Genomic DNA, 20,571 nt, shown 5'->3' on the forward strand with positions numbered 1-20,571 from the left:
CGCCCCGGCTCAGGCCCGCGCCGCCAGGTCCAGCGCGATGTCGGTGAGCAGGTCCTCCTGCCCGCCGACCATCCCGCGCCTGCCGGCCTCGATCAGGAGGGACCGGGTGTCCAGTCCGTGGCGCTCCGCGGCGGCCTCGGCGTGCCGCAGGAAGCTGGAGTAGACGCCCGCGTAGCCGAGGCTGAGCGTCTCCCGGTCCACCCGCACCTCGCGGTCCTGCAAGGGCCGTACGAGATCGTCGGCGGCGTCCATCAGCGGGAACAGGTCGCAGGCGTGGTCCCAGCCCATGAGGTCGGCGACCGCGACGAACGCCTCCAGCGGACAGTTGCCCGCGCCCGCGCCCTGCCCGGCCAGCGAGGCGTCGACGCGCACGGCGCCGCTCTCCACGGCGACGACGGTGTTGGCGACGCCGAGGGCGAGGTTGTGGTGGGCGTGGATGCCCAGCTCGGTGGCCGGGTCGAGGACGTCCCGGTAGGCGCGGAAGCGCTCGCGGACCCCGTCCATGGTGAGCCGGCCGCCGGAGTCGGTGACGTACACGCAGTGCGCGCCGTAGGACTCCATCAGCTCGGCCTGGCTGGCCAGCTCGGCGGGTTCGGCCATGTGGGACATCATCAGGAACCCGGCCACGTCCATGCCGAGGTCGCGTGCGGCGGAGATGTGCTGGGCGGAGATGTCGGCCTCGGTGCAGTGGGTGGCCACCCGCACCGAGCGGATGCCGAGCCGGTGGGCCTGCCGCAGGTCGTGCAGGGTGCCGATGCCGGGCAGCAGGAGCGTGGTGGGCACGGCGTGCCGGGTGACGTCGGTGACCGCCTCGATCCACTCCCAGTCGGTGTGGGCGCCGACGCCGTAGGTGATGCCGGAGCCGGCCAGTCCGTCGCCGTGGGCGATCTCGATGGCGGCCACGCCGGCCGTGTCCAGGGCGGCGGCGACGGCACGGGCCTGGGTGACGGTGTAGCGGTGCCGGACGGCGTGCATGCCGTCCCTGAGGGTGACGTCCTGGACGTACAGGCGGGTCATCGGGCTGCCACCTCCGTGGCGCGGTGGGCGGCCATGCGCTCCGCGGTGCGCAGGGCGGCCGAGGTCATGATGTCGAGGTTCCCGGCGTAGGACGGCAGGTAGTGGGCGGCGCCCTCGACCTCCAGGAACACCGAGACCCTGAGGGCCTCGCCGGTGCCGGGGGCGGTGAGGGCGTGCAGCGGGTCGTCGGCGGGGACGCGCGCGAACTGCACCTTCTGCTTGAGCCGGTAGCCGGGCACGTACTCCTGGACGCGGCCGACCATCTCCGCCACGGACGCCGTGACGGCCTCGGTGGCGCAGTCCGCGACCAGACAGTGCACGGTGTCCCGCATGATCAGCGGCGGTTCGGCCGGGTTGAGGACGATGATCGCCTTGCCGCGGGCCGCACCGCCCACCTTCTCGAGGGCCGCGGACGTGGTCTCGGTGAACTCGTCGATGTTGGCGCGGGTGCCCGGCCCGGCGGAGCGCGAGGCGAGGGAGGCGACGATCTCGCCGTAGTGGACCGGCGCGACGGCGCCGATCGCGGCGACGACCGGGATGGTCGCCTGGCCGCCGCAGGTCACCATGTTGACGTTCGGGGCGCCGAGATGGACCTCGCCGTTCACCGGCGGCACCACGAACGGACCGAGGGCGGCCGGGGTGAGGTCGACCAGGGTGCGGCCGAGGGGGCGCAGCACCGCGTCGTGGTGGCGGTGGGCGCCGGCGGAGGTCGCGTCGAAGACGATCTCGACATCGGCGAACTCGTCGAGCGCGATCAGCCCCTCGACGCCCTCATGCGTCGTGGCCACTTTCAGGCGGCGGGCCCGGGCCAGACCGTCGGAGTCCGGGTCGATCCCGGCCATCGCCGCGATCTCCAGGGTGTCCGACAGCCGCAGGACCTTGATCATGAGGTCGGTGCCGATGTTGCCGGACCCGATGACGGCGACCTTGGTGCTCACCGCTGTTCTCCTTCCTTGGTGAATCCCACCCGCACGGAGCCCAGGCCGGAGACGGTGGCCTCGAAGCTGTCGCCCGGCGCCGCGGGAGCCATCGGGCCCAGCGCACCGGTCAGCACGAGGTCGCCCGCCCGCAGCGGATCGCCCCGCTCGGCCAGCGCCGAGGCCAGCCACACCGCCGCGTTCAGCGGGCTGCCGAGACAGTCGGCGCCCGTGCCCCGGGAGACCGGCTCGCCGTCGCGCGCCATGGTCATCGACACGGTCCGCAGATCGACGGCGGTCAGCGGTACGGGCGTGGCGCCGAGGACGTACAGCCCGCAGGAGGCGTTGTCTGCGACCGTGTCGACCAGCGAGATGTCCCACCCCCGTACCCGGCTGTCGACGATCTCCAGCGCCGGCAGCGCGAAGTCCACCGCCCGCAGCACGTCCACGACCGTGCACTCCCGCTCCGGCAGGTCCCGCCCGAGCACCAGCGCGACCTCGGCCTCCACCTTCGGCTGGAGCAGCCGGCCCACCGGCACCTCCCCGCCGTCCGGTACGGCCATGTCCGCGAACAGCGCGCCGAAGTCCGGCCGGTCCACACCGAGCTGGCGCTGTACGGCCACGGAGGTCAGGCCGATCTTCCGGCCGACGATCCGGCGGCCGGCGTCCAGGCCGCGCCGCACGTTCAGCTGCTGCACGGCGTACGCGGTCTCCAGATCGCCGCCGTCGTCGAACAGCTCCCGTACGGGCGGGCAGGCGACACCGGTACGGGCGGCCACAGCGAGCCGGTCGGCGGCCTCGACCACGGCCGGTGGATCGAGCACGGTCATCACGGTTGCCTCCGGGACGGGAGAAGGGGCTGACGGCACCGATATAGACATCGGACCCGGTGACAGCACAAACTTCGTTCCGTGAAACGGAACAACGAGACCGGCGGCATGCTGGACAAGGCGACGATCATCCTGGAGAGCTTCGGCCCCGGCGGCGGTGCGTTCCGTCTGACGGAAATATCGGAGAGCACCGGGCTGCCCAAGCCCACCGTCCACCGGCTGGCCGCCGACCTCGTCCGGCTCGGCTGGCTGGAACGCACCGGAGCGCGGTACCGGCTCGGCACCAAGCTGTTCGAGCTGGGCTCGCTGGTGCCGCACCGCCTCGATCTGCGCGAGGCGGCCCTGCCCTTCCTCCAGGATCTGTTCGAGGCCACCCGGGAGACCGTCCACCTCGGGGTGCGCGAGGGCATGGACGTCGTCTACCTGGAGCGGATCCACGGCCACGAGGCCCTGCGCCTGCCCTCCCGCATCGGCGGCAGCCTCCCGCTGAACTGCACCGGCGTCGGCAAGGCCCTCCTCGCGTTCTCCGGCGCCGACCTGGTGGACGAGGTGCTGTCGCGGCCGCTGCCGAGCCTCACCCCGTACTCCCTCACCGATCCGGACGGGCTGCGTCTGGCGCTGGAGAAGATCCAGGTCTCCGGACTGGCCTACGAGGAACAGGAGGCCGCGCTCGGTGTGAGCTGTATCGCGGCCCCCGTCTTCTCCGGCGGCACCACGGTCGCCGCCCTCTCGGTGGCCGTGCCCCGCTCCCGTTTCAGCCCCGCCCGGCTCGCCCCGGCCGTACGGACGGCGGCGCTGGGGCTGTCCCGGGTGCTGCGGGGCGCGGCCTGAGGGCCGGGACCCGCTACAGGTCGGGGGCCGCCGGGCCCGCCGCCGTGTCCGGCTCGGGGTTGAACACCGGGTGGTAGCTCTCCTGCGGCGCCAGATACGCGGCGGCCGGCACCCCGCCCGTGTCGATGACGATCTGGTCCACGGCGATCCCCGGATCGACCATGAAGATCCGCAGGACATGCTCGCCGGGCTCGGCGACCGTCACCGTGGCGGTCAGCTTCTCCACCCCCTCCTCGACATTGCGCGCCCAGGCGTCCCCGCGGTTGCCGGTGGCGATGTTCTGCCCCGTCAGCACGGTCACCGGCCCGTCGTCGAGCCCGACCGCCAGCCGTCGCGCACCCCGCTCGTCCAGCGAGGGCAGCCGGAACACCGTGACCGGGAAGACGCCCGTGCTCGTGAAACGCACCCGGTACCGCAGCTCCGGAGCCCGGACGGAGTGCTCCCCGGTGACCGGGGCCGCGGTGGACGGCACCGCCTCCACCGCGCCCGTACGACGTCCCAGACCGCGCACGGTCCGCCAGCGGGCCCCGCCCCGCGCCACCCGCCGCTCGGTGTGCACCGCGTCGATCGAGACCCAGCCGTCGGCCTCCATGAACCCGCGCGCCCTGCGCCGGGCCCGCTCCCCGCCGTTGACCACCCGCAACGGCACCTCGAACCGCCCGCCGGCACCGGTGACAACGATCACGGCGTCGAGGGTGCCCTCGGGGACCAGCGACCAGTCGACGTCCACCCACACCCGGGTCTGCTCGGTGAGCGAGCCGCCGTTCGCACTGAGTCCCACCCAGGGACGGTCGGCCTCGGCGGCCCAGGTCAACGGCAGGAAACCGGTGTTGAAGACGTCCACGAACCGCCGGCCGCGGGTCAAGGAGGAGAAGGAGAGCGGACGGGCCGTGCCGGTCTCGTTCCCCTCGGCGGCCACACCGAGCCCGGACGTCTCCTGCCGGGCCACCCGGGTGACGGCCGGACGCCCCGGGGCCTTGGGGATCTGGGAGGGATAGGGATTGATGTAGCCGTCCCATTTCCCGCCCGCCACCTGGGAGTTGTAGCGCGCCGTGAGCGCCGCCTCCGCCGTGTGCGCGGCCTCGGCGAGATCCGCGAGGCGGTTGGTCCCGGCGCCCCGGCCCTGGCGCACCGCGAGGGCGTTGCGGTCCGCCCAGTAGTACTTGAGATTCATCAAGTAGGCGCCGTGCACCGGATATTCGAGCAGCTCGTAGTAGGCGTCCCGGACGGTGTCCGGCAGCCCGGCGCCGACCGCCCGGACCCGCTCCAGCAGTCGTTCGTACGCGGCCGTCCGGCGTCCCGCCTCGTCCCCGTGGTGGACGACCGAGAAGACGTTCCGGTCGATGAACTCCGGTCTGCGCTCGGCCGCCAGCCGGTAGTACTCGTCGCGGATCGCCGCCATCTCCAGCGCGTGACGCCGTCCGAACAGCCGTCCGTACCACTCCACCAGGAAGTCCTCGACGTCCTCGGCGCCCCGGCGGTCCACGTCCCAGGCCAGGTCCATGCAGAACGACAGCCCGGTCTCGATCGACTTGACGTCCCCGACGTTGAAGATCCACATCCGGTCCGCGCCGTGCTCGTACACCCGCCGCAACTCCTGCCAGATCTTGGCGAGTTGTGTGGTGTCCAGCCACAGATAGCTGCGCGGGCGGCCCCAGTAGGAGAGGTGGTAGTAGATCCCGTTGCCGCCGGCGCGGGCGCGTTCCGTGTCGTCCGGGAGCTGGCGCATGTTGCCGTGGTTGTCGTCCGGCCAGATCAGCGTCACGTCGTCGGGGACCTCGACACCCGCGTTGTACAGGTCCAGGACCTCCTTGTAGGGGATGAAGATCTGCGGCTCGGCCGCCGCGCCGACCTCCTCCGCGAGGATCCGGCGCTGGTCGGCGACGATGGCGTTCATCACCGCGACCTTCTCCGGGATCGTCGTGGCGTTCCTCGTCTCCAGCGCGGTGTCGTGCAGCCCGCGCATCCCGATCGTCCAACTGCTCTCGTAGGCCGCGTTCTCCCGGGCCCTGGCCCTCCAGTAGTCGGAGATGACGGCCGGGTTCACCGTGTAGTCGTAGACCGGCAGGCTCCCGTCCGCCGCCCGGTGCTCCTCCGCCCAGGGCGCCCACTCGTGGACCCCGTTGCGCAGCAGCGCCTCCGGGTGGCTGGAACCGACCACGATGCCGTATCGGTCGGCGAGTTCGGGGTTCTCCCGGTACCTGTTGAAGAAGTCGGAGTACGGATGCATCGCCGGCCACAGGTAGTTGGCCTTCAGGCGCAGCAGCAGCTCGAAGATCCGCCGGTACGTCTCGGGGCCGATGTTCTTGTCCGGCTCCTGGGTCCGGTGCGACCAGGTGGTCAGGTTCTGCTCGTCGTTGATGAAGACACCCCGGTAGCGGACGGAGGGCTCCGGCCGTTCGAACGGCCCGGCGGGCACGGTCACGCCGTCCCGCCGCTCGACCGGTACGTCCGCCCACCAGTACCAGGGCGTGACACCGATGCGCTCCGAGGTGTCGTACACGCCGTAGACCGTGCCGCGCCGGTCGCTGCCCGCGATCACCAGGGCGCGGTCCACGCCGGGCGCCGGCCGGTCGACCACCTGGGTGACCGAGGCCTCCCAGCGGCCCCGCACCCGGGAGACGTCCAGCAGTCCCCGCGCCACGAGCCGGTCGATCAGCGGGCTGGCACCCAGCGTGCCGATCAGGACGAGGGCCGTGGCGCGGTCCGGCAGGGTGTCCCGCAGTTCCGGCCGGACCCCGGTCACCCGCTCCACGTCCGCCTGGAGGTCACCGGCGACACGCAGGACCGCCGGGTCGTCGGCCGCGTCCACGTACAGGGCCGCCGCGATGCCGTCCCGGACGAGTGCGAAGTCCGGGCGGCCCGGCGCGGCCTCGGCACGGGACGCCGTAAGCGCGGCGGGGAGCAAGGGGGTGGCACCGGCGGCGGCCATGCCGCGCAGGAACGACTTACGGGTCAAGGGCCACGGGCGCGTTGAGTCCGGCGAGTCCGGCGAGTCCTTCGGGGCGGAGTGCGACACGAGACGCGTTTCCCTTCCGTGCGGTGCGGTGCGGCGGACGGCGGGGTGCTGGTGCGGGAGCCGATGGAGCGGTGCTCTGGCATGGGCATGCCTAGAAAGCGCTTGCCATGTCGCACCCTAGGTCAGCCCCGCGGAACCCGTCCACAACCGTGCGCGGGAGGGGCGGGCGAACCGTGCGCGGAAGGGGTGCGCGGATCAGTCGGCCCGCAGCCGGTCCCTCTGGAGCCGCCTGGCCAGGGCGCGGCGCACCGAAGCCGAGGTGGCGGGAGGTTCGCTCCGTGCGGGCAGGTCGAGTCCGCGGCTGATCACGTCGTACGCGGCCCGGAACCCGGCGGGCAGTTCCGTGGCGCTCACCCTCAGGTCGGCCTCGACGAGGCGTCGCAGCGCGTCGACGGTCTGCGGGGTGAAGCGCTTCCTGCCCCGGCCGAGGGCGTCGAGGTGCCGCGTGCAGTGGGCCGTGCCGTCGAGGAGTTCGGAGATCTCCTCGGCCAGGCCCCACAGACGTCCTTCGAGCCAGGGGGCGTCGGGCTGGTCCAGGGTGAGCGTCGGTGGGGGCGGCGGGTCGTCCCGGTGTTTCGTCATCTGCTTGGACACGGCCGGCTGACTCATCCCGGCGAGCCGGGCGATGGTGTCCTGCGTCCATCCGAGCCCGGCGAACACCTGGATCATCTCGGCGCGCAGCGCACGCATCTCCTCGCCCGCGCGGATGACCTCGTTGATCTCCGTCAGCATGCGCTCGGCCTGCTCTTCGGTCAGTGTCTCGGGCGCGCCGCCCGTGCTCTCCTCGCCTGCCACAACCCGGTTATACACCCTGATCAGCTCGCTCTCGATCGCCATAACCAGGTTGTATAACGGGGTTATGCCTGTCAGGATCCAGCGCATGCCCACTTTCTGCGCCCCTGACGGCACCCGGCTCGCCTACCGAGAGACGGGCACCGGAACCCCTCTGGTCTGTGTCCCCGGCGGTCCCACGGACCCCGCCTACCTCGGAGATCTCGGCGGCCTGTCCGCGGATCACCGGCTGATCGTCCTGGACCTGCGCGGCACCGGGCGGTCCGCCATCCCCGAGGACACCTCCTCGTACCGCTGCGACCGGCTCGTCGACGACGTCGAGGCCCTGCGCGCGCATCTCGGACTGCCCCGGATCGACCTCCTCGGCCACTCCGCCGGGGCGAACATCGTGACGCAGTACGCGGCCCGGCATCCCGAGCGCGTCGGGAGACTCGCGCTCGTCACCCCCGGGACCCGGGCCGTCGGTATCGAGATCACCGGCGCGACACGGCGTGAGACGGCGCGGCTCAGGAAGGACGAGCCGTGGTTCCCGCGGGCGTATGCCGCCCTGGAGGCGATCACCCGGGGCGGGCGCGTGGCCGGGGACGCGGACGGGGACGGGGAGGCGGACGGGGATGCGATCGCCCCCTTCTTCCACGGCCGTTGGGACGAGGCCGCCCGGCAGCATCATGCGCGGTCGCGCCCGGCCGACGAGCGGATCGCCGCCCGCTTCGGGGCCGAGGGGGCCTTCACCCCCGCGGCCACCCGTGCCGCGTTGGCCGCCCTCCGCGCTCCCGTCCTGCTGCTCGCCGGAGAGTTCGACGTCAACAGCCCGCCCCGCGCGGTCGCGGAGTGCGCCCGACTGTTCCCGGACGCGGCCCTCGTCGTCCAGCGGGGAGCGGGGCACTACCCCTGGCTGGACGACTCCGCGCGGTTCGCCGGGACCGTCTCGGCGTTCCTGGCCCCGACGGCCGGCCTCAGCGGCACAGGGCGAACAGATCGTCCTCGAACGTCGGGAACTCGGCCTTCGCCTCCTCGATGACCGTGTGCGCGGGACGGCGCGGGGTGGTGGCGTGCCGCGCGGCCAGCTCGGCGAGTTCCGGCTGGGGGCGGACGTCGCGGTCCGGATACAACGCGGCCTCCATCGGGCCGAAGCCGTCGGCGAGGACCCACAGGAAGTCCGACAGGTTCCCCGCCACCACCCCGACCTCGCCCTCCGAGCCGAGGAACACCACCGGCTGTTCGGTGAGCGGCAGCCCCGGGCGCACGCACCACAGGGCGGCGAGCCCGCCCGTACCGTCCTGGCCGAAGACCCGGTAGACGGCACCGTCGAGTTCCTGGTTGCCGGTCCAGTCGCGGATCCAGTCGGTGGTCTCCTCGGCGGAGTCGAAGGCGTCGTACGGCTCGAAGTCGAAGCCGTCGCCGTCGTCGTAGGGGAAGTCCACCGTGGCCACCTCGGCCAGGGCGGGCGGGAAGCGGCGGTCGTCGATGATCGTCTCGGTCATGGAGGCAGGTTAGGCGCGGCCACCGACAATGCCCCCGCGGGGTTGTTATGACCGCTGTCATGATGGATGCTGCCTACCGGCATTCGCCGACGACGAACGGGAAGGACCATCGTGGGGGACACCGTCGCACGCAGCCTGTGGGAGCGGTTCGAACCGGTCCACGGCCTGGTCTACTTCACCCCCGAGGTCCGCCGGGCCGCCGACGACCTCGGCCTGCGCGGCTTCTGGATGGGCTACTTCGCCCTGCGCGCGGCCCCGCTCGGCCCCGCCCCCGCTTCGGTGGTCACCAGCTGCTTCTACGTCTTCCACCCCGACCGGGTCGGCCGCGCCCTGCCGGACGCGTGGGAGTACGCCGACCCGGCGGACGTGCTCGCGGCACGCGCGCGTGCCGTCGGGGCCGCCATGACCGACGTCTACGGCCCGGAGACCGTCGCCTCCGCGGAGATGGCCGAGGCGGCCGACCTGGCCTGGGCGGCGGCCGAGGCGGCGGACACGGCGGGGCGGGTGCTCGGCGCCGCCAACCAGGCGCTCGCCCGCCCGGCCGAGCCGCACATCAGACTCTGGCAGGCGCTGACCACCCTGCGCGAACACCGCGGCGACGGCCATGTCGCCGTCCTCGTCGGGCGGGGTGTGGGGCCGGTCGAGGCGATGGTGCTGAAGTGCGTGGCGGGCGAGTCGGACGAGGAGGCGCAGCGGCCGACCCGCAAGTGGGACCCGGAATCGTGGCGGGCGGCGCGGGCCCGGTTGCGTGCGCGCGGCTGGCTCGACGAGGACGGGCACCTCACCAAGGAGGGGGTGACCGCCCGCGACGAGATCGAGGCAGCCACGGACGCCGCGGCGGCCCAGCCCTGGGACGCCCTGGGCGCCGGGCCCACCACCCGCCTCGCCGAACTGCTCACCCCCCTGGCCCGCACCGTCCTGGACTCGGGAGTCGTCCCGCCCACCAATCCGGTGGGACTGACCCGGGGTTCCTGGGGGAGCGGCGGGAAGTGATCTCGCTCCGGGGCGGGACGCGGTGGCTGCCGCCGGACGGGTCATGCGGGCCCGGGTGGTGTGTCTGCCCGGCAGGTGTTCAGCCAGGCACCCTGACCCATGGCGAGTGCCAGGGTGGCTGGCTGATCAGCCGGTCAAGGTGGCGAGTCCGGCGGTTCCCGCGTGTCGGAAGATCTTGCGGAGGTTGTGGCAGGCGGCCGGCAGTTGCCACTCGCCGCGGGCGCCGTCCTCGCCCCGGAGGAGGAGTCGGCGGCCGTCGCGGCAGGTCATGATCTGGCCGAAGACGGGTCGACGGTGGCCTTGCGGCGACTGTGGGCGGCCTTGCCGGGCTTGGTCCGCAGCTTGCGGGTCATGCGTTCCTTGAGGGTGGCGTCCTTGGGGATGCGTCCGCGTGGTGCGGGCGGTACCTGCTCATCGTGGGCGAGGCGGCCGGTGGCCATGAACGTGTCGGTGGAGCAGGCCAGTTGGCGCTCTCGCACGCCGGGCGTCGTCGTCGATGTCGACGATGAGCTCGTGCACCCCGGTGCCGTTCGCGAAGGTCACGATCCGGACATCGTTCTCGACGCTGACGGGTCCGCCGTCGCCCCCGTCGTTCCGTACCTCCGCGGCCTGATCCTGGACGACAACCGGCCGCTGACCGCCAAGAGTTACGCGTACGACCTGCTGCGCTGGTACCGGCTGTTGTGGTTCCTCGGCGTCCCCTGGGACCGGGCGACCGAGGCAGAAGCGTCCGCGATGGCCGACCGACGTGGCCCAGCCGACGAGTCGGGAGCAGGAGGCTCAGCGGGCCAGCAGGCCCTGGATCGCCGCCGTGATCTCGTCGGGTGCCTCTTCGGCCATGAAGTGCCCGGCGCGGGTCAGCCGGTGGTCCAGGTCCGGCGCCCATGCCTTCCACACCCCGGCAGCGTCGTAGCCCAGCTGCGCGCCCCAATCCTGCTGGACGACCGTCACGGGCATGGCCAGTTGCGACCCGGCGTCCAGGTCCGCCTGGTCGTGCATGACGTCGATGTCCGCCGAGGCCCGGTAGTCCGCGACGATCGACGTCACCGCCGCGGCGCTCGCGCGCAGGTATTCGGCACGCACATCCTCGGGCATGGCGGCCGGGTCGTTGGTCCAGGCGTCGAGGAACGAGCCGAAGAACGCGTCCGCACTGCCTGCGATCATCGCCTCCGGCAGGCCCGGCGGCTGCGCCATCAGGAAGAGGTGGTAGCCGACCGCCGCCGAGGCGCCATGCAGGACGTTCCACATGTCGAGCGTCGGCACGATGTCGAGGATGCCCAAGTGCGCGATGGTCTCAGGGTGGTCCAACCCCGCCCGGAAGGCGACCAGCGCGCCTCGGTCGTGGCCGACGAGGGCAAAGCGCTCATGGCCGAGCGCCGCCGCCAGGGTCACGACATCGGCGGCCATGGTGCGCTTGGCATACACATCGGGGTCGGTGGCCGCCGGCTTGTCGCTGGCGCCGTAACCCCGCAGGTCGGGACAGATCACCGTGTGCTCGTCGCCGAGCCGCTCGGCGACGTGTCGCCACATCAGGTGGGTCTGGGGAAAACCGTGCAACAGCACGACCGGGCTGCCGCTGCCGCCGACAGCTGCAGCCAGCTCCACACCGTCCGCACCGGGCAGGCGGACGTGATCGAAGCCGGGAACGGTGAACGTCATGCGGGACCACCCTTTCGGGTCGGGGACTTGGCCGGATCAGCTTGGGCGACGGCGATCAGCAGCCGATCAGTACGGTTGGGCGCAGCCGGCCCCTGGCACGGAGGATGGGGGCATGCGAATCGACGTGCTCGGTGCGGTGCGAGCCCTCCGCGACGACGGCAGCCCGGTTGACCTGGGCGGACCCCGCCATCGTGAGGTACTCGCCCGGCTCGTCGCCGCCGAGGCACGGATGGTCACCACCGACACCCTTGTCGATGACCTGTGGACCGATCCGCCGGCCCGCGCCGTGGGTGCTCTGCGTACGTTCGTCGCCGCGCTGCGCCGCGCCCTCGAACCCGACCGGCCGCCCCGCACTCCGCCGCGCGTCATCGTCACCGAAGGACCCGGCTACGCGCTGCGCCTGCCGCGCGACGACGTGGACGTCCATCGGTTCCAGGACACCCTGGCCCGAGCTCGCCGCAACCCCGACGCGGTGACCGACCTCAGCGCAGCACTCGCGACCTGGCGCGGACCCGCCTACGCCGATGTGACCGGCTCCGCATGGGCGCGGCGCGAGCGGACCCGACTGGAGGAATTGAGGTTGGAGGGGGTGGAACTGCGCGCCCGCATCCTCCTCGATTCCGGGGAAGGGGCCGACCTCGTCGCCGAGCTGGGTGCCCATGTCGCCGAACACCCATGGCGCGAGCCGGCCTGGGAGCTGCTTGCCCGCGCGCTGTACCGCGCAGGCCGCCAGGCGGACGCACTGGCCACCCTCCGCCGCGCCCGCGCGATGCTCGTTGACCAACTCGGACTCGACCCCGGTGCCGGCCTTCAGCGCCTGGAGACGGACATCCTCAACGGGTCGGCGCCCCCAGAAGGAGCACGTACCGCGTGGACCGGCCAGGGTGCCCGGCTCGGCCCGCGCACCACCATGGATCTGGCCCGCACCCTCGCGCTGGCGGGTGGCGACGCCCTCGTCCACTCCCGACGCGACCGCCTCGCCGCCATCCATGCGGCGGAACGCACGGGAGACCTCTCCCTGACCGCCCGGACCATCGGCGCCTACGACGTGCCCGCCCTCTGGAGCCGTGCCGACAACCCCGAGCAGTCCCGCGCCGTCATCGCGGCTGCCGAGCGCACGCTCACCGGGCTCGGCCCAGACGGCCCCGCCGACCTGCGCGCCCGCCTGCTGGCCACGGTCGCCGTCGAGAGCCGCAGCGCCGATCTGTCCGGGACCGAGCTGAAGCACGCGCAGCAGGCGGCGCGACAGGCAGAAGAGTCGGCACGGCACCTGGCCGATCCCGCCCTGCTCGCCTTCGCCCTCAACGGGGTGTTCCTGCAGTCCTTCACCCGCCCCGGGCTCGCAGCGGCACGGGACAGGACCGGCGCCGAGATCCTCGACCTGGCCACCCGGCACGAGCTGCCGAACTTCGCCCTGCTCGGCCGACTCGTCCGCCTGCAATCCGCCTCGGCCCTCGGCGACCTCGACGCCGCGACCTCGCACGCCCATGCAGCCGACCAGCTCGCCGCCACCACCGAGGCGCCCCTCGTCCCCGTCCTCACCGGGTGGTTCAGGGCCCGGGCCACAGCCGCCCGCAGCGCCGAACCTGGCGGACCGACCGCCGCCACGGCAGCAGCGCACTACCGCCATGCCGAGGACGCCCTCCGGACGGCCGGAATGCCGGGGCTGCACCGCGGCCTGTTCCCGCTCGCCCTACTGGGACTGCGCCTGCTGCACGACCGGCCGGCGCCCACCGACCCGCACCTCGACCGGGGCCCGTACAGTCCCTGGACGCGACCCCTCGTGCTGCTCGCCCAGGACCGGGGCGCTGAGGCCCGTACCGCTCTCGCTGCGGTGCCCGGACCACCGCGTGACCACATGCAGGAGGCCATGTGGTGCCTGACCGCCCGCGCCGCCGTACGCCTCGGCGAGCACGGAATCGCCGCACACTCTGCGGCTGCCCTGCGTGATGCCTGTGCAGAACACGCCGGCGCCGCCAGCGGAATGCTGACCCTGGGCCCGGTGGCGCGGTACCTGGCAGAGGCGGAGGCATGCGCCGGAGCGGGGTGAGCGACCGCAGTCCGCGAACCCCGAACCCGTCCGCGCTCACCCCATCTGGGCGACAGCCGTGGTGGTCCCCGCTGTCAGCCACATCGTGGGGGCCGGCGGGCCGTCTGCAACGGTGATGACAAGCGCGACGCCCGGCGATTCGCATGAATGACCAGATGCGAGGTTCTGAGGACGGCCGGAGTCTGCGCGGCAGAACGAGACAGCTGTCCGAAATGTGAGGCCCCGGCGGGCAGTGCCTGCCGCCTGGTGGGGCCGGTGCGGCGCTGTCGCCGCGGCCACGAACATCGGCAGGGCCAGGAAGAGCCGGTCGGCGGCGGACGTCCACGATGGTCGTTCCGTGGCCCGCGCCGAGCAGGTCGCTCGACGCGGCCGACCGGCCGCCCGGCGCGGGCACCTCCGCGGACCTGCCCGACCATCGGCGCCGATACAGGCGGGGCTGTCCCTGGACGCCGTACGGGCCCCGGTCGTCGATCCGGCCGGTGCCGCCGGGCGGGCCCAGGTGCTGCGGCCCAGGCCGAGGTGCTGCGGGCCCGGATCGACGCCGCGCGGGCCTCCCGGCCCTCGTGCGGTGCGCGCTCGGCTGTGAGCACGCGGACATCACCCGGTGCCCCCACTTCACCCGGCTCCCGGGGGCGACAGGACGGGCGTCCGCTCAGTAGGCTCCCGGGCATGCGGATCTCCGTCTCCTCGGACATGGACGAAGCCGTCGCCCGCGCCCTCGTCTCGGAGCTGCGCGGCCGCGGGCACGACGTCGTGACCCACGGCGCGCTGCGCCCCGGCGACGACCCCCAGTGGGCGGTGTGTTCGGAGGCGGCGGCGCGGGACGTCTCCGCCGGGATCTCGGAACAGGCCGTGGTGTGCTGCTGGACCGGCACGGGCGCGTCGATCGCCGCGAACAAGGTGCCCGGGGTGCGGGCCGCCCTGTGCGCCGACGCCTACACCGCCGACGGCGCCCGCCGCTGGAACGACGCGAACGTCCTCGCGCTCAGCCTGCGCCTGACCTCCGAGCCGCTGCTCAAGGAGATCCTGGACGCCTGGTTCGGCGCGGAACCCAGCCCGGACGCCGAGGACCGCCGCAACGTGCGGCACATCGCCGATCTCGACACGGGCCGGACCGCTCCCTAGAAGCACCCGCCCCGGAATCACGCTCCCCCCGGGCACCCCCCGCCCCTTAAGGACGCATCCGCTCGGCCGTATGGGCCGGTCGGCCCTGTCGGGCGCCCGGTGGACCGGAGAGAGTGGGGAGGTACGGACCGGCACGCACCTGTGCGCGACCCCGATCCGGAAGGGAACCCGTGATGCCCGTCGAACCGCAGCAGTCGTCCGCCCGGCTATCCGACGACGAGCTCAGGACACTGCACGCCCACTGGCGCGCCGCGAACTACCTGTCCGTCGGCCAGATCTACCTCATGGCCAATCCGCTGCTCACCGAGCCGCTGCGCCCCGAGCACGTCAAGCCGAGGCTGCTGGGTCACTGGGGCACCTCACCTGGCCTCAACCTCGTGTACACCCACCTCAACCGGGTGATCCGCAACCGTGATCTGAACGCCCTGTGCGTGTGGGGCCCCGGGCACGGCGGCCCGGCGGTGGTCGCCAACTCCTGGCTGGAGGGGTCGTACACCGAGACCTACCCCGACGTCACCCGGGACGCGCCCGGCATGGCCCGGCTGTTCCGGCAGTTCTCCTTCCCCGGCGGCATCCCCAGCCATGTCGCCCCCGAGACGCCGGGCTCGATCCACGAGGGCGGCGAACTCGGCTACTCCCTCTCCCACGCCTACGGCGCCGCGCTCGACAACCCCGACCTGCTGGTGGCCTGTGTCATCGGCGACGGCGAGGCGGAGACCGGGCCGCTGGCCGCCTCCTGGCACTCCAACAAGTTCCTGGACCCCGTCCACGACGGCGCGGTCCTGCCCATCCTCCACCTCAACGGCTACAAGATCGCCAACCCGACCGTGCTGGCCCGTATCCCCGAGCCGGAACTCGACGACCTGCTGCGCGGCTACGGCCACGACCCCATCCACGTCACCGGCGACGAGCCGTACGCCGTCCACCGCGCGATGGCGCAGGCCATGGACACCGCCCTGGACCGCATCGCCGCCCTGCAACGCGCCGCCCGGGTGGAGGGCGCGGGGGAGCGGCCGCGCTGGCCCGTCATCGTGCTGCGCACCCCGAAGGGCTGGACCGGGCCCGCCCATGTCGACCGGCTGCCCGTGGAGGGCACCTGGCGCGCCCACCAGGTCCCGCTGTCCGCCGTCCGGGACAACCCCGACCACCTGCGCCAGCTGGAGGCATGGCTGCGCTCCTACCGGCCCGAGGAACTCTTCGACGCCCATGGCGCACCCCGCCTCGACGTCCTCGCCTGCGTCCCCGACGGCACCCGCCGCCTCGGCGCCACCCCGCACGCCAACGGCGGACTCCTGCTGCGCGAACTCCCCCTGCCCGCCCTCGACTCGTACGCCGTCCCGGTCGACAAGCCCGGCACGACCCTGCACGAACCCACCCGCGTCCTGGGCCAGTTGCTCGAACACCTCATGCGATCCACCGCCGAGCGCCGGGACTTCCGGCTGGTCGGCCCCGACGAGACCGCCTCCAACCGCCTCCAGGCCGTCTACGGCGCGAGCGGCAAGGCCTGGCAGGCGCAGACCCTCCAGGTCGACGAACACCTCGACCGGCACGGCCGGGTGATGGAGATCCTCTCCGAACACACCTGCCAGGGCTGGCTGGAGGGCTACCTCCTGACAGGCCGTCACGGTCTGTTCTCCTGCTACGAGGCGTTCGTGCACATCGTCGACTCCATGGTCAACCAGCACATCAAATGGCTGCGGGTGACCCGGCGACTGCCCTGGCGCGCCTCCATCGCCTCCCTCACCTACCTCCTCACCTCGCACGTCTGGCGGCAGGACCACAACGGCTTCTCCCACCAGGACCCCGGTTTCGTCGACCACATCCTCAACAAGAGCCCGGAAGCCGTACGGGTGTATCTGCCGCCGGACGCCAACACGCTGCTGTCGGTCGCGGACCACGCCCTGCGCAGCCGCGACTACGTCAACGTCATCGTCGCGGGCAAACAGCCCTGCTTCGACTGGCTGTCCATGGACGCGGCCCGGGTCCACTGCGCGCGCGGCGCCGGGATCTGGGACTGGGCCGGCACCGAGAACGGCAGCCGGGAACCCGACGTGGTCCTCGCCTGCGCGGGCGACGTCCCGACCCAGGAGGTGCTGGCCGCCGCCCAGTTGCTCCGCCGCAACCTGCCCGAACTCGCGGTCCGGGTCGTCAACGTCGTCGACATCGCCCGCCTCATGCCGGGCGACGAACACCCGCACGGCATGAGCGACTTCGAGTACGACGGACTGTTCACCACCGACAAACCGGTGATCTTCGCCTACCACGGCTACCCGTGGCTGATCCACCGGCTCGCCTACAGCCGGGCCGGACACGGCAACCTGCATGTGCGCGGCTACCGGGAGATCGGCACCACGACCACGCCGTTCGACATGGTCGTCCGCAACGACCTCGACCGCTACCGGCTCGTCATGGACGTCATCGACCGGGTCCCCGGACTCGCGGTGCGCGCGGCGGCCGTACGGCAGCGGATGGAGGACGCGCGACTGCGCCACCATGACTGGATCCGGGTCCACGGCACCGACCTCCCCGAGGTCGCGGACTGGTCCTGGGACGGCTGAGACGGCAGGTCACGGGCGGCCGCGGCAGGGCGCACGACCGGGGTCGGACGGCGCAGGGCGAGGGGCAGGAGGACGGCGCGTGTGCGCCCTGGCACGGCGCCTCGCCCGGTGCTTACAGTGGTCGGCCAGCCCTGCACGCGGATCCGGCGGGGCGACATTCCCGTGGTCCCGGCCGGGCGTCCGCCCGGCCCCCCGGTTCGGCTCCCGCACACCGGCGTGGCTCCCAGGGCGACCGGCGCGAGGACCGCCCGCGCGACAGGCACCATCCGTGACACCGCTCGCACCGCGCGCACGAGGGCACCCGCGGCGCGAGCGCGCGTCGACATCACTGGAGGCCGCTGTGTCCCGACCGAGCATCGCCCTGATCGCCGATCCCACCTCCTCCGAAGGCTGCCGGGAGTACCTCGCCGACGCGGTGGAACTGCTCACCGGCGCGCCGCCCGTCCGGGTCGACTCCCGGCACTTCGCGACCGGCGGCCGTGGCCGCGGCGTCCGCGACGGGGGCCGGTTACGGCTCCAGGTCCCCGAGGAGCGGCTGGACTTCGTCCCCGACGTCGTCCTGCTCTACGAGATCCCCCCGCACCGCAGGCGGGACCTCGCCGCCTTCCAGGAACTCCTTCGGGCCCACGACGTGGTGACGCTGGGCACCGGAGCCGAGGCCTGGCGGACGGCGACGGAGAAGAACCTCACCGTCGCCCGCTTCCACCGGGACGGCATCGCCCAGATGGAGACCGTGGTCCTGTCCCGGCCCTCCCTCTGGGAGGCGGCGGACGTGTTCGACCGGCTCGGCGGAGACACCTGGGCCCGGCCCGTCGTCGGGACCGGAGGCGACGACACCTTCCACGTCACCACCCCCGACCTGCTGGAGTACGCCACCGCCTACTACGCCGAGCACGGCACCGACTGGATGCTCTCCCGCGACGCGGGCAACCTCACCGCCGACGGACTGCGCCACCAGTTCCGGGTCTTCGTCCTCGGCGGGCAGGTCGTGCACGCCCGCGAGCACCTCCAGCCGGAACCCGACACCCCCTGCAACACCTGCCGGGGCGCCACCCCCGTCCACATCGCTCCGCCCGACCTGCCGCCGCGCCTGACCGAGCTGGCCGTCGCGGCCACGGCCTCGGTCGGGCTGCCGTTCGCCGGCGTCGATCTGGCGATCGAGAACGGCGGGGTCGTCTTCGAGGTCAACGTCCAGCCCGCGTTCGTCGACGGGCGGATCGAGGTGGAAAAGGTGGCCGTGCCCTACGTCCAGGCCCATCTGGACGCCTTCGAACTGGCCCGCGGCGGCCCGTCCCGGGGGCTCACAGCCTCAGCGTGAACCAGGTGGTCTTGCCCTCGTCCGTCGGCCGCACCCCCCAGCCGGCGGCGAGTGCCCGGACCAGGATCAGGCCCCGCCCCGACTCCTCCTCCTCGGCGGCCAGCCGGGGCTGGGGCAGCTGCGGGCTGCGGTCGCCGACCTCGACGGTGAGATCGGTGGCCGTGCGGTGCAGATGCAGCCCGATCGGGCCCTCGGCGTGCAGGACGGCGTTGGTCAGCGTCTCCGACAGCAGCAGCAAGGCGTCGTCGGTGCGGGTCGCGCAGTTCCACGAGGCCAGCGTCCGGCGCAGGAAGGCCCGCCCCTGCGGCACCGACGACGGGTCGGCCGCCAGCTCGGTGGTGACCGCCGCCAGCGGTGCCTCGGGGAGCCGCGCGAACAGCAGGGTCACATCGTCGTTGTGACTGTCGGCGTCCGGCAGCAGACCCGCCAGCACCTGGTCGGCGGCGGCCTCCAGGGACGGCGTCCCGGAGAACAGGCCCTCCAGCAGGACGGTGAGTTCGTCGATCCTGAACTCGATGTCGCTGCCGGGCGTCTCCACCAGCCCGTCCGTGTACAGCACCAGCGTGGCGCCCGGCGGTATCTCGGTGCTGGACTGCTCGTAGAGCACATCACCCACCCCGAGCGGCGCGTTCACCGGGGAGGGCAACGCGGTGATGCCGTCGTCCACCCCCGCCACCAGCACCGGCAGATGACCCGCCGAACAGACGGTGACCGTGCCCGCGTCCGGGGCGATGACGAGGTAGCAGCAGGTGACGAGCTGATCGGGGACGTCGAGATCGGCGACGCAGGTGTCCAGCGCCCGCATCAGCTGACGCGGCTGCATCCCGGTCTTCGCCAGCGCGTGCGCGGCCGACCGCAGCTGGCCCATCACGGCGGCCGCCTCGAGCCCGCGGCCCATCACGTCGCCGATCAGGACGCCCACCCGGTCGGCGCCCAGCGGGATCAGGTCGAACCAGTCGCCGCCCACTCCGGCGCCCTGGGTGGCCGGCCGGTAGCGGCTCGCCGTGTCCAGTCCCGGCAGGGCGGGCGGCGTACCCATCAGACTGCGCTGCAAGGTGAGCGCGATGTGCCGCTGCTGCTCCAGCAGCGCCGTGAGTTCGGCCTCGGCGCGCTTGCGGTCGCTGATGTCCCGCACGATCGCGCACGCCCCGACGACCGTGCCGTGCGTGTCCCGGGTCGGCCACAGCGTGACGTCCACGTCCAGCAGCGCTCCCGCGCTGGTCAGCCGGAGCGTCTCGAAGTGCTCGACCTTCTCGCCGTGCCGCAGCCGCTTCAGCAGGGAGCGGACCTCGCCCCGCAGCTCCGGCGGTGCCAGCAGCGAGACATGACGGCCTATCACCTCCTCGGCCGTGTAGCCGTACAGCCGTTGCGCGGCCGCGTTCCAGTAGGTGATGTACCCGTCCAGGGTCTTCGCGAGGATCGCGTCCTGCGAGGACTCGACCAGCGCGGCGAGCTCGTTGATCCGGGCCTCCGCCGCTTTACGGTCGCTGACGTCCCGCACGGCCGCCGACACCAGCAGCCCGTCCGCCGTCTCCAGCGGACTGAGGCTGATCTCCACGGGGAACTCGGTGCCGTCCTTGCGGAGTCCGTGCAGCTCCAGCCCCGCGCCCATCGGCCGCACCTGGCGGTTGGCCGTGTAGGCGCCCCGGTGCCCGGTGTGCTGGTCACGGAAGCGGTCCGGGATGAGCAACTCGACCGGATGGCCGAGGAGTTCCTCGCGGCCGTAGCCGAACAGCGCCTCCGTCTGGGCGTTGACCAGCCGGATGGCACCCCGGTCGTCGACGATGACCATGGCGTCCGGCGCGGCCTCCAGCAGCCCGCGGAAGCGCTCCTCGGCCCCACTCGGCGCCCCGTCCGCTATCGGCGCACCACAGCCGCACCGTTTCTGCTGTGCCCTGCCCGGACGCAGCACGGGACCTGCCTGCATCACGTCGGCCATCTTCCACCTCACCCTGCGCGACGGTTCAGGCCACTACAG

At 72.8% G+C, this 20,571-nt stretch carries 15 protein-coding genes and 1 pseudogene; 7 read left to right on the top strand and 9 right to left on the bottom strand.

All coding sequences use genetic code 11. The features are described from left to right. Positions 1 to 9 precede the first annotated feature (9 nt). The 3 genes from dmpG to ABZ490_RS46405 are packed head-to-tail and all read right to left on the bottom strand — an operon-like array spanning position 10 to position 2,764. On the bottom strand, positions 10 to 1,017 hold the full coding sequence (gene dmpG / locus ABZ490_RS46395; protein ID WP_359004967.1) for a 4-hydroxy-2-oxovalerate aldolase: 1,008 nt from the start codon (positions 1,015 to 1,017) through the stop codon (positions 10 to 12). Continuing rightward, positions 1,014 to 1,955, bottom strand: a complete 942-nt coding sequence (locus ABZ490_RS46400) for an acetaldehyde dehydrogenase (acetylating) (protein ID WP_359004970.1) — start codon at positions 1,953 to 1,955, stop codon at positions 1,014 to 1,016. Before ABZ490_RS46400 ends, dmpG begins: the two co-directional genes overlap by 4 nt. Further along, entirely contained in the window at positions 1,952 to 2,764 is an 813-nt protein-coding gene (locus ABZ490_RS46405; RefSeq protein ID WP_359004973.1) for a fumarylacetoacetate hydrolase family protein, read from the bottom strand. Before ABZ490_RS46405 ends, ABZ490_RS46400 begins: the two co-directional genes overlap by 4 nt. A 108-nt stretch (positions 2,765 to 2,872) precedes the next feature. Here ABZ490_RS46405 and ABZ490_RS46410 point away from each other — a divergent pair, with 108 nt between their 5' ends. Further along, positions 2,873 to 3,595, top strand: a complete 723-nt coding sequence (locus ABZ490_RS46410; protein WP_359005032.1) for an IclR family transcriptional regulator — start codon at positions 2,873 to 2,875, stop codon at positions 3,593 to 3,595. A gap of 13 nt (positions 3,596 to 3,608) precedes the next feature. Here ABZ490_RS46410 and ABZ490_RS46415 read toward each other — a convergent pair whose 3' ends face one another. Beyond that, positions 3,609 to 6,527 (bottom strand): glycosyl hydrolase 115 family protein, encoded by a 2,919-nt coding sequence (locus ABZ490_RS46415; RefSeq protein WP_359005035.1) that lies wholly within the window; start codon positions 6,525 to 6,527, stop codon positions 3,609 to 3,611. Positions 6,528 to 6,809: 282 nt separating this feature from the next. After that, positions 6,810 to 7,451, bottom strand: coding sequence for a sigma-70 family RNA polymerase sigma factor (locus ABZ490_RS46420; RefSeq protein WP_359004976.1), 642 nt, complete (start codon positions 7,449 to 7,451; stop codon positions 6,810 to 6,812). A gap of 43 nt (positions 7,452 to 7,494) precedes the next feature. On the opposite strand from ABZ490_RS46420, the gene ABZ490_RS46425 reads away from it, so the two are divergent. After that, a complete protein-coding gene (locus ABZ490_RS46425) occupies positions 7,495 to 8,427 on the top strand; it encodes an alpha/beta hydrolase (RefSeq protein WP_359004979.1) in 933 nt (310 codons plus the stop codon). On the opposite strand, the gene ABZ490_RS46430 is transcribed toward ABZ490_RS46425, so the two are convergent. After that, positions 8,363 to 8,890 carry an SMI1/KNR4 family protein gene (locus tag ABZ490_RS46430; protein ID WP_359004982.1) on the bottom strand — a complete coding sequence of 176 codons (528 nt, stop codon included), beginning with the start codon at positions 8,888 to 8,890 and terminating at the stop codon, positions 8,363 to 8,365. The two genes, ABZ490_RS46425 and ABZ490_RS46430, sit on opposite strands and share 65 nt — an antisense overlap. A gap of 111 nt (positions 8,891 to 9,001) precedes the next feature. On the opposite strand from ABZ490_RS46430, the gene ABZ490_RS46435 reads away from it, so the two are divergent. Continuing rightward, the gene (locus ABZ490_RS46435; protein WP_359004985.1) at positions 9,002 to 9,883 is read left to right on the top strand and encodes a hypothetical protein; all 882 of its coding nucleotides are present in this window, start codon (positions 9,002 to 9,004) and stop codon (positions 9,881 to 9,883) included. Positions 9,884 to 10,009: 126 nt separating this feature from the next. Here the strand turns inward: ABZ490_RS46435 and ABZ490_RS46440 are convergent. Together ABZ490_RS46440 and ABZ490_RS46445 are read right to left on the bottom strand one after the other, a co-directional pair. Next, positions 10,010 to 10,458, bottom strand: a pseudogene (locus ABZ490_RS46440) (transposase); the annotation flags it as partial. A 205-nt stretch (positions 10,459 to 10,663) separates the two neighbouring features. After that, complete coding sequence (locus ABZ490_RS46445) at positions 10,664 to 11,542, bottom strand: alpha/beta hydrolase (RefSeq protein ID WP_359004988.1); 879 nt, start codon at positions 11,540 to 11,542, stop codon at positions 10,664 to 10,666. A 112-nt stretch (positions 11,543 to 11,654) separates the two neighbouring features. On the opposite strand from ABZ490_RS46445, the gene ABZ490_RS46450 reads away from it, so the two are divergent. The 4 genes from ABZ490_RS46450 (at position 11,655) to ABZ490_RS46465 (ending at position 18,593) form a co-directional block, all read left to right on the top strand. Beyond that, complete coding sequence (locus tag ABZ490_RS46450) at positions 11,655 to 13,592, top strand: AfsR/SARP family transcriptional regulator (protein ID WP_359004991.1); 1,938 nt, start codon at positions 11,655 to 11,657, stop codon at positions 13,590 to 13,592. Between the two features lie 669 nt (positions 13,593 to 14,261). Further along, positions 14,262 to 14,717, top strand: a complete 456-nt coding sequence (locus ABZ490_RS46455; RefSeq protein WP_359004994.1) for an RpiB/LacA/LacB family sugar-phosphate isomerase — start codon at positions 14,262 to 14,264, stop codon at positions 14,715 to 14,717. A gap of 173 nt (positions 14,718 to 14,890) precedes the next feature. Beyond that, positions 14,891 to 17,275: a phosphoketolase family protein gene (locus tag ABZ490_RS46460; RefSeq protein ID WP_359004996.1), complete on the top strand. Its 2,385-nt coding sequence runs from the start codon at positions 14,891 to 14,893 to the stop codon at positions 17,273 to 17,275. 340 nt (positions 17,276 to 17,615) lie between these two features. Continuing rightward, entirely contained in the window at positions 17,616 to 18,593 is a 978-nt protein-coding gene (locus ABZ490_RS46465; RefSeq protein WP_359004999.1) for an alpha-L-glutamate ligase, read from the top strand. Here ABZ490_RS46465 and ABZ490_RS46470 read toward each other — a convergent pair. Beyond that, positions 18,577 to 20,532 (bottom strand): PAS domain S-box protein, encoded by a 1,956-nt coding sequence (locus tag ABZ490_RS46470; protein WP_359005002.1) that lies wholly within the window; start codon positions 20,530 to 20,532, stop codon positions 18,577 to 18,579. The two genes, ABZ490_RS46465 and ABZ490_RS46470, sit on opposite strands and share 17 nt — an antisense overlap. Between the last annotated feature and the right edge of the window lie 39 nt (positions 20,533 to 20,571).

The organism is Streptomyces sp. NPDC005811, from assembly GCF_040630405.1.
GTDB lineage: Bacteria > Actinomycetota > Actinomycetes > Streptomycetales > Streptomycetaceae > Streptomyces.

What these genes read in the sequence shown, in the direction of transcription:
- dmpG (WP_359004967.1), bottom strand. Translation starts at nt 1,017, where the DNA reads ATGACCCGCCTGTACGTCCAGGACGTCACCCTCAGGGACGGCATGCAC.
- ABZ490_RS46405 (WP_359004973.1), bottom strand. Translation starts at nt 2,764, where the DNA reads ATGACCGTGCTCGATCCACCGGCCGTGGTCGAGGCCGCCGACCGGCTC.
- ABZ490_RS46410 (WP_359005032.1), top strand. Translation starts at nt 2,873, where the DNA reads ATGCTGGACAAGGCGACGATCATCCTGGAGAGCTTCGGCCCCGGCGGC.
- ABZ490_RS46415 (WP_359005035.1), bottom strand. Translation starts at nt 6,527, where the DNA reads ATGGCCGCCGCCGGTGCCACCCCCTTGCTCCCCGCCGCGCTTACGGCG.
- ABZ490_RS46420 (WP_359004976.1), bottom strand. Translation starts at nt 7,451, where the DNA reads ATGGCGATCGAGAGCGAGCTGATCAGGGTGTATAACCGGGTTGTGGCA.
- ABZ490_RS46425 (WP_359004979.1), top strand. Translation starts at nt 7,495, where the DNA reads ATGCCCACTTTCTGCGCCCCTGACGGCACCCGGCTCGCCTACCGAGAG.
- ABZ490_RS46430 (WP_359004982.1), bottom strand. Translation starts at nt 8,890, where the DNA reads ATGACCGAGACGATCATCGACGACCGCCGCTTCCCGCCCGCCCTGGCC.
- ABZ490_RS46445 (WP_359004988.1), bottom strand. Translation starts at nt 11,542, where the DNA reads ATGACGTTCACCGTTCCCGGCTTCGATCACGTCCGCCTGCCCGGTGCG.
- ABZ490_RS46450 (WP_359004991.1), top strand. Translation starts at nt 11,655, where the DNA reads ATGCGAATCGACGTGCTCGGTGCGGTGCGAGCCCTCCGCGACGACGGC.
- ABZ490_RS46455 (WP_359004994.1), top strand. Translation starts at nt 14,262, where the DNA reads ATGCGGATCTCCGTCTCCTCGGACATGGACGAAGCCGTCGCCCGCGCC.
- ABZ490_RS46460 (WP_359004996.1), top strand. Translation starts at nt 14,891, where the DNA reads ATGCCCGTCGAACCGCAGCAGTCGTCCGCCCGGCTATCCGACGACGAG.
- ABZ490_RS46470 (WP_359005002.1), bottom strand. Translation starts at nt 20,532, where the DNA reads ATGGCCGACGTGATGCAGGCAGGTCCCGTGCTGCGTCCGGGCAGGGCA.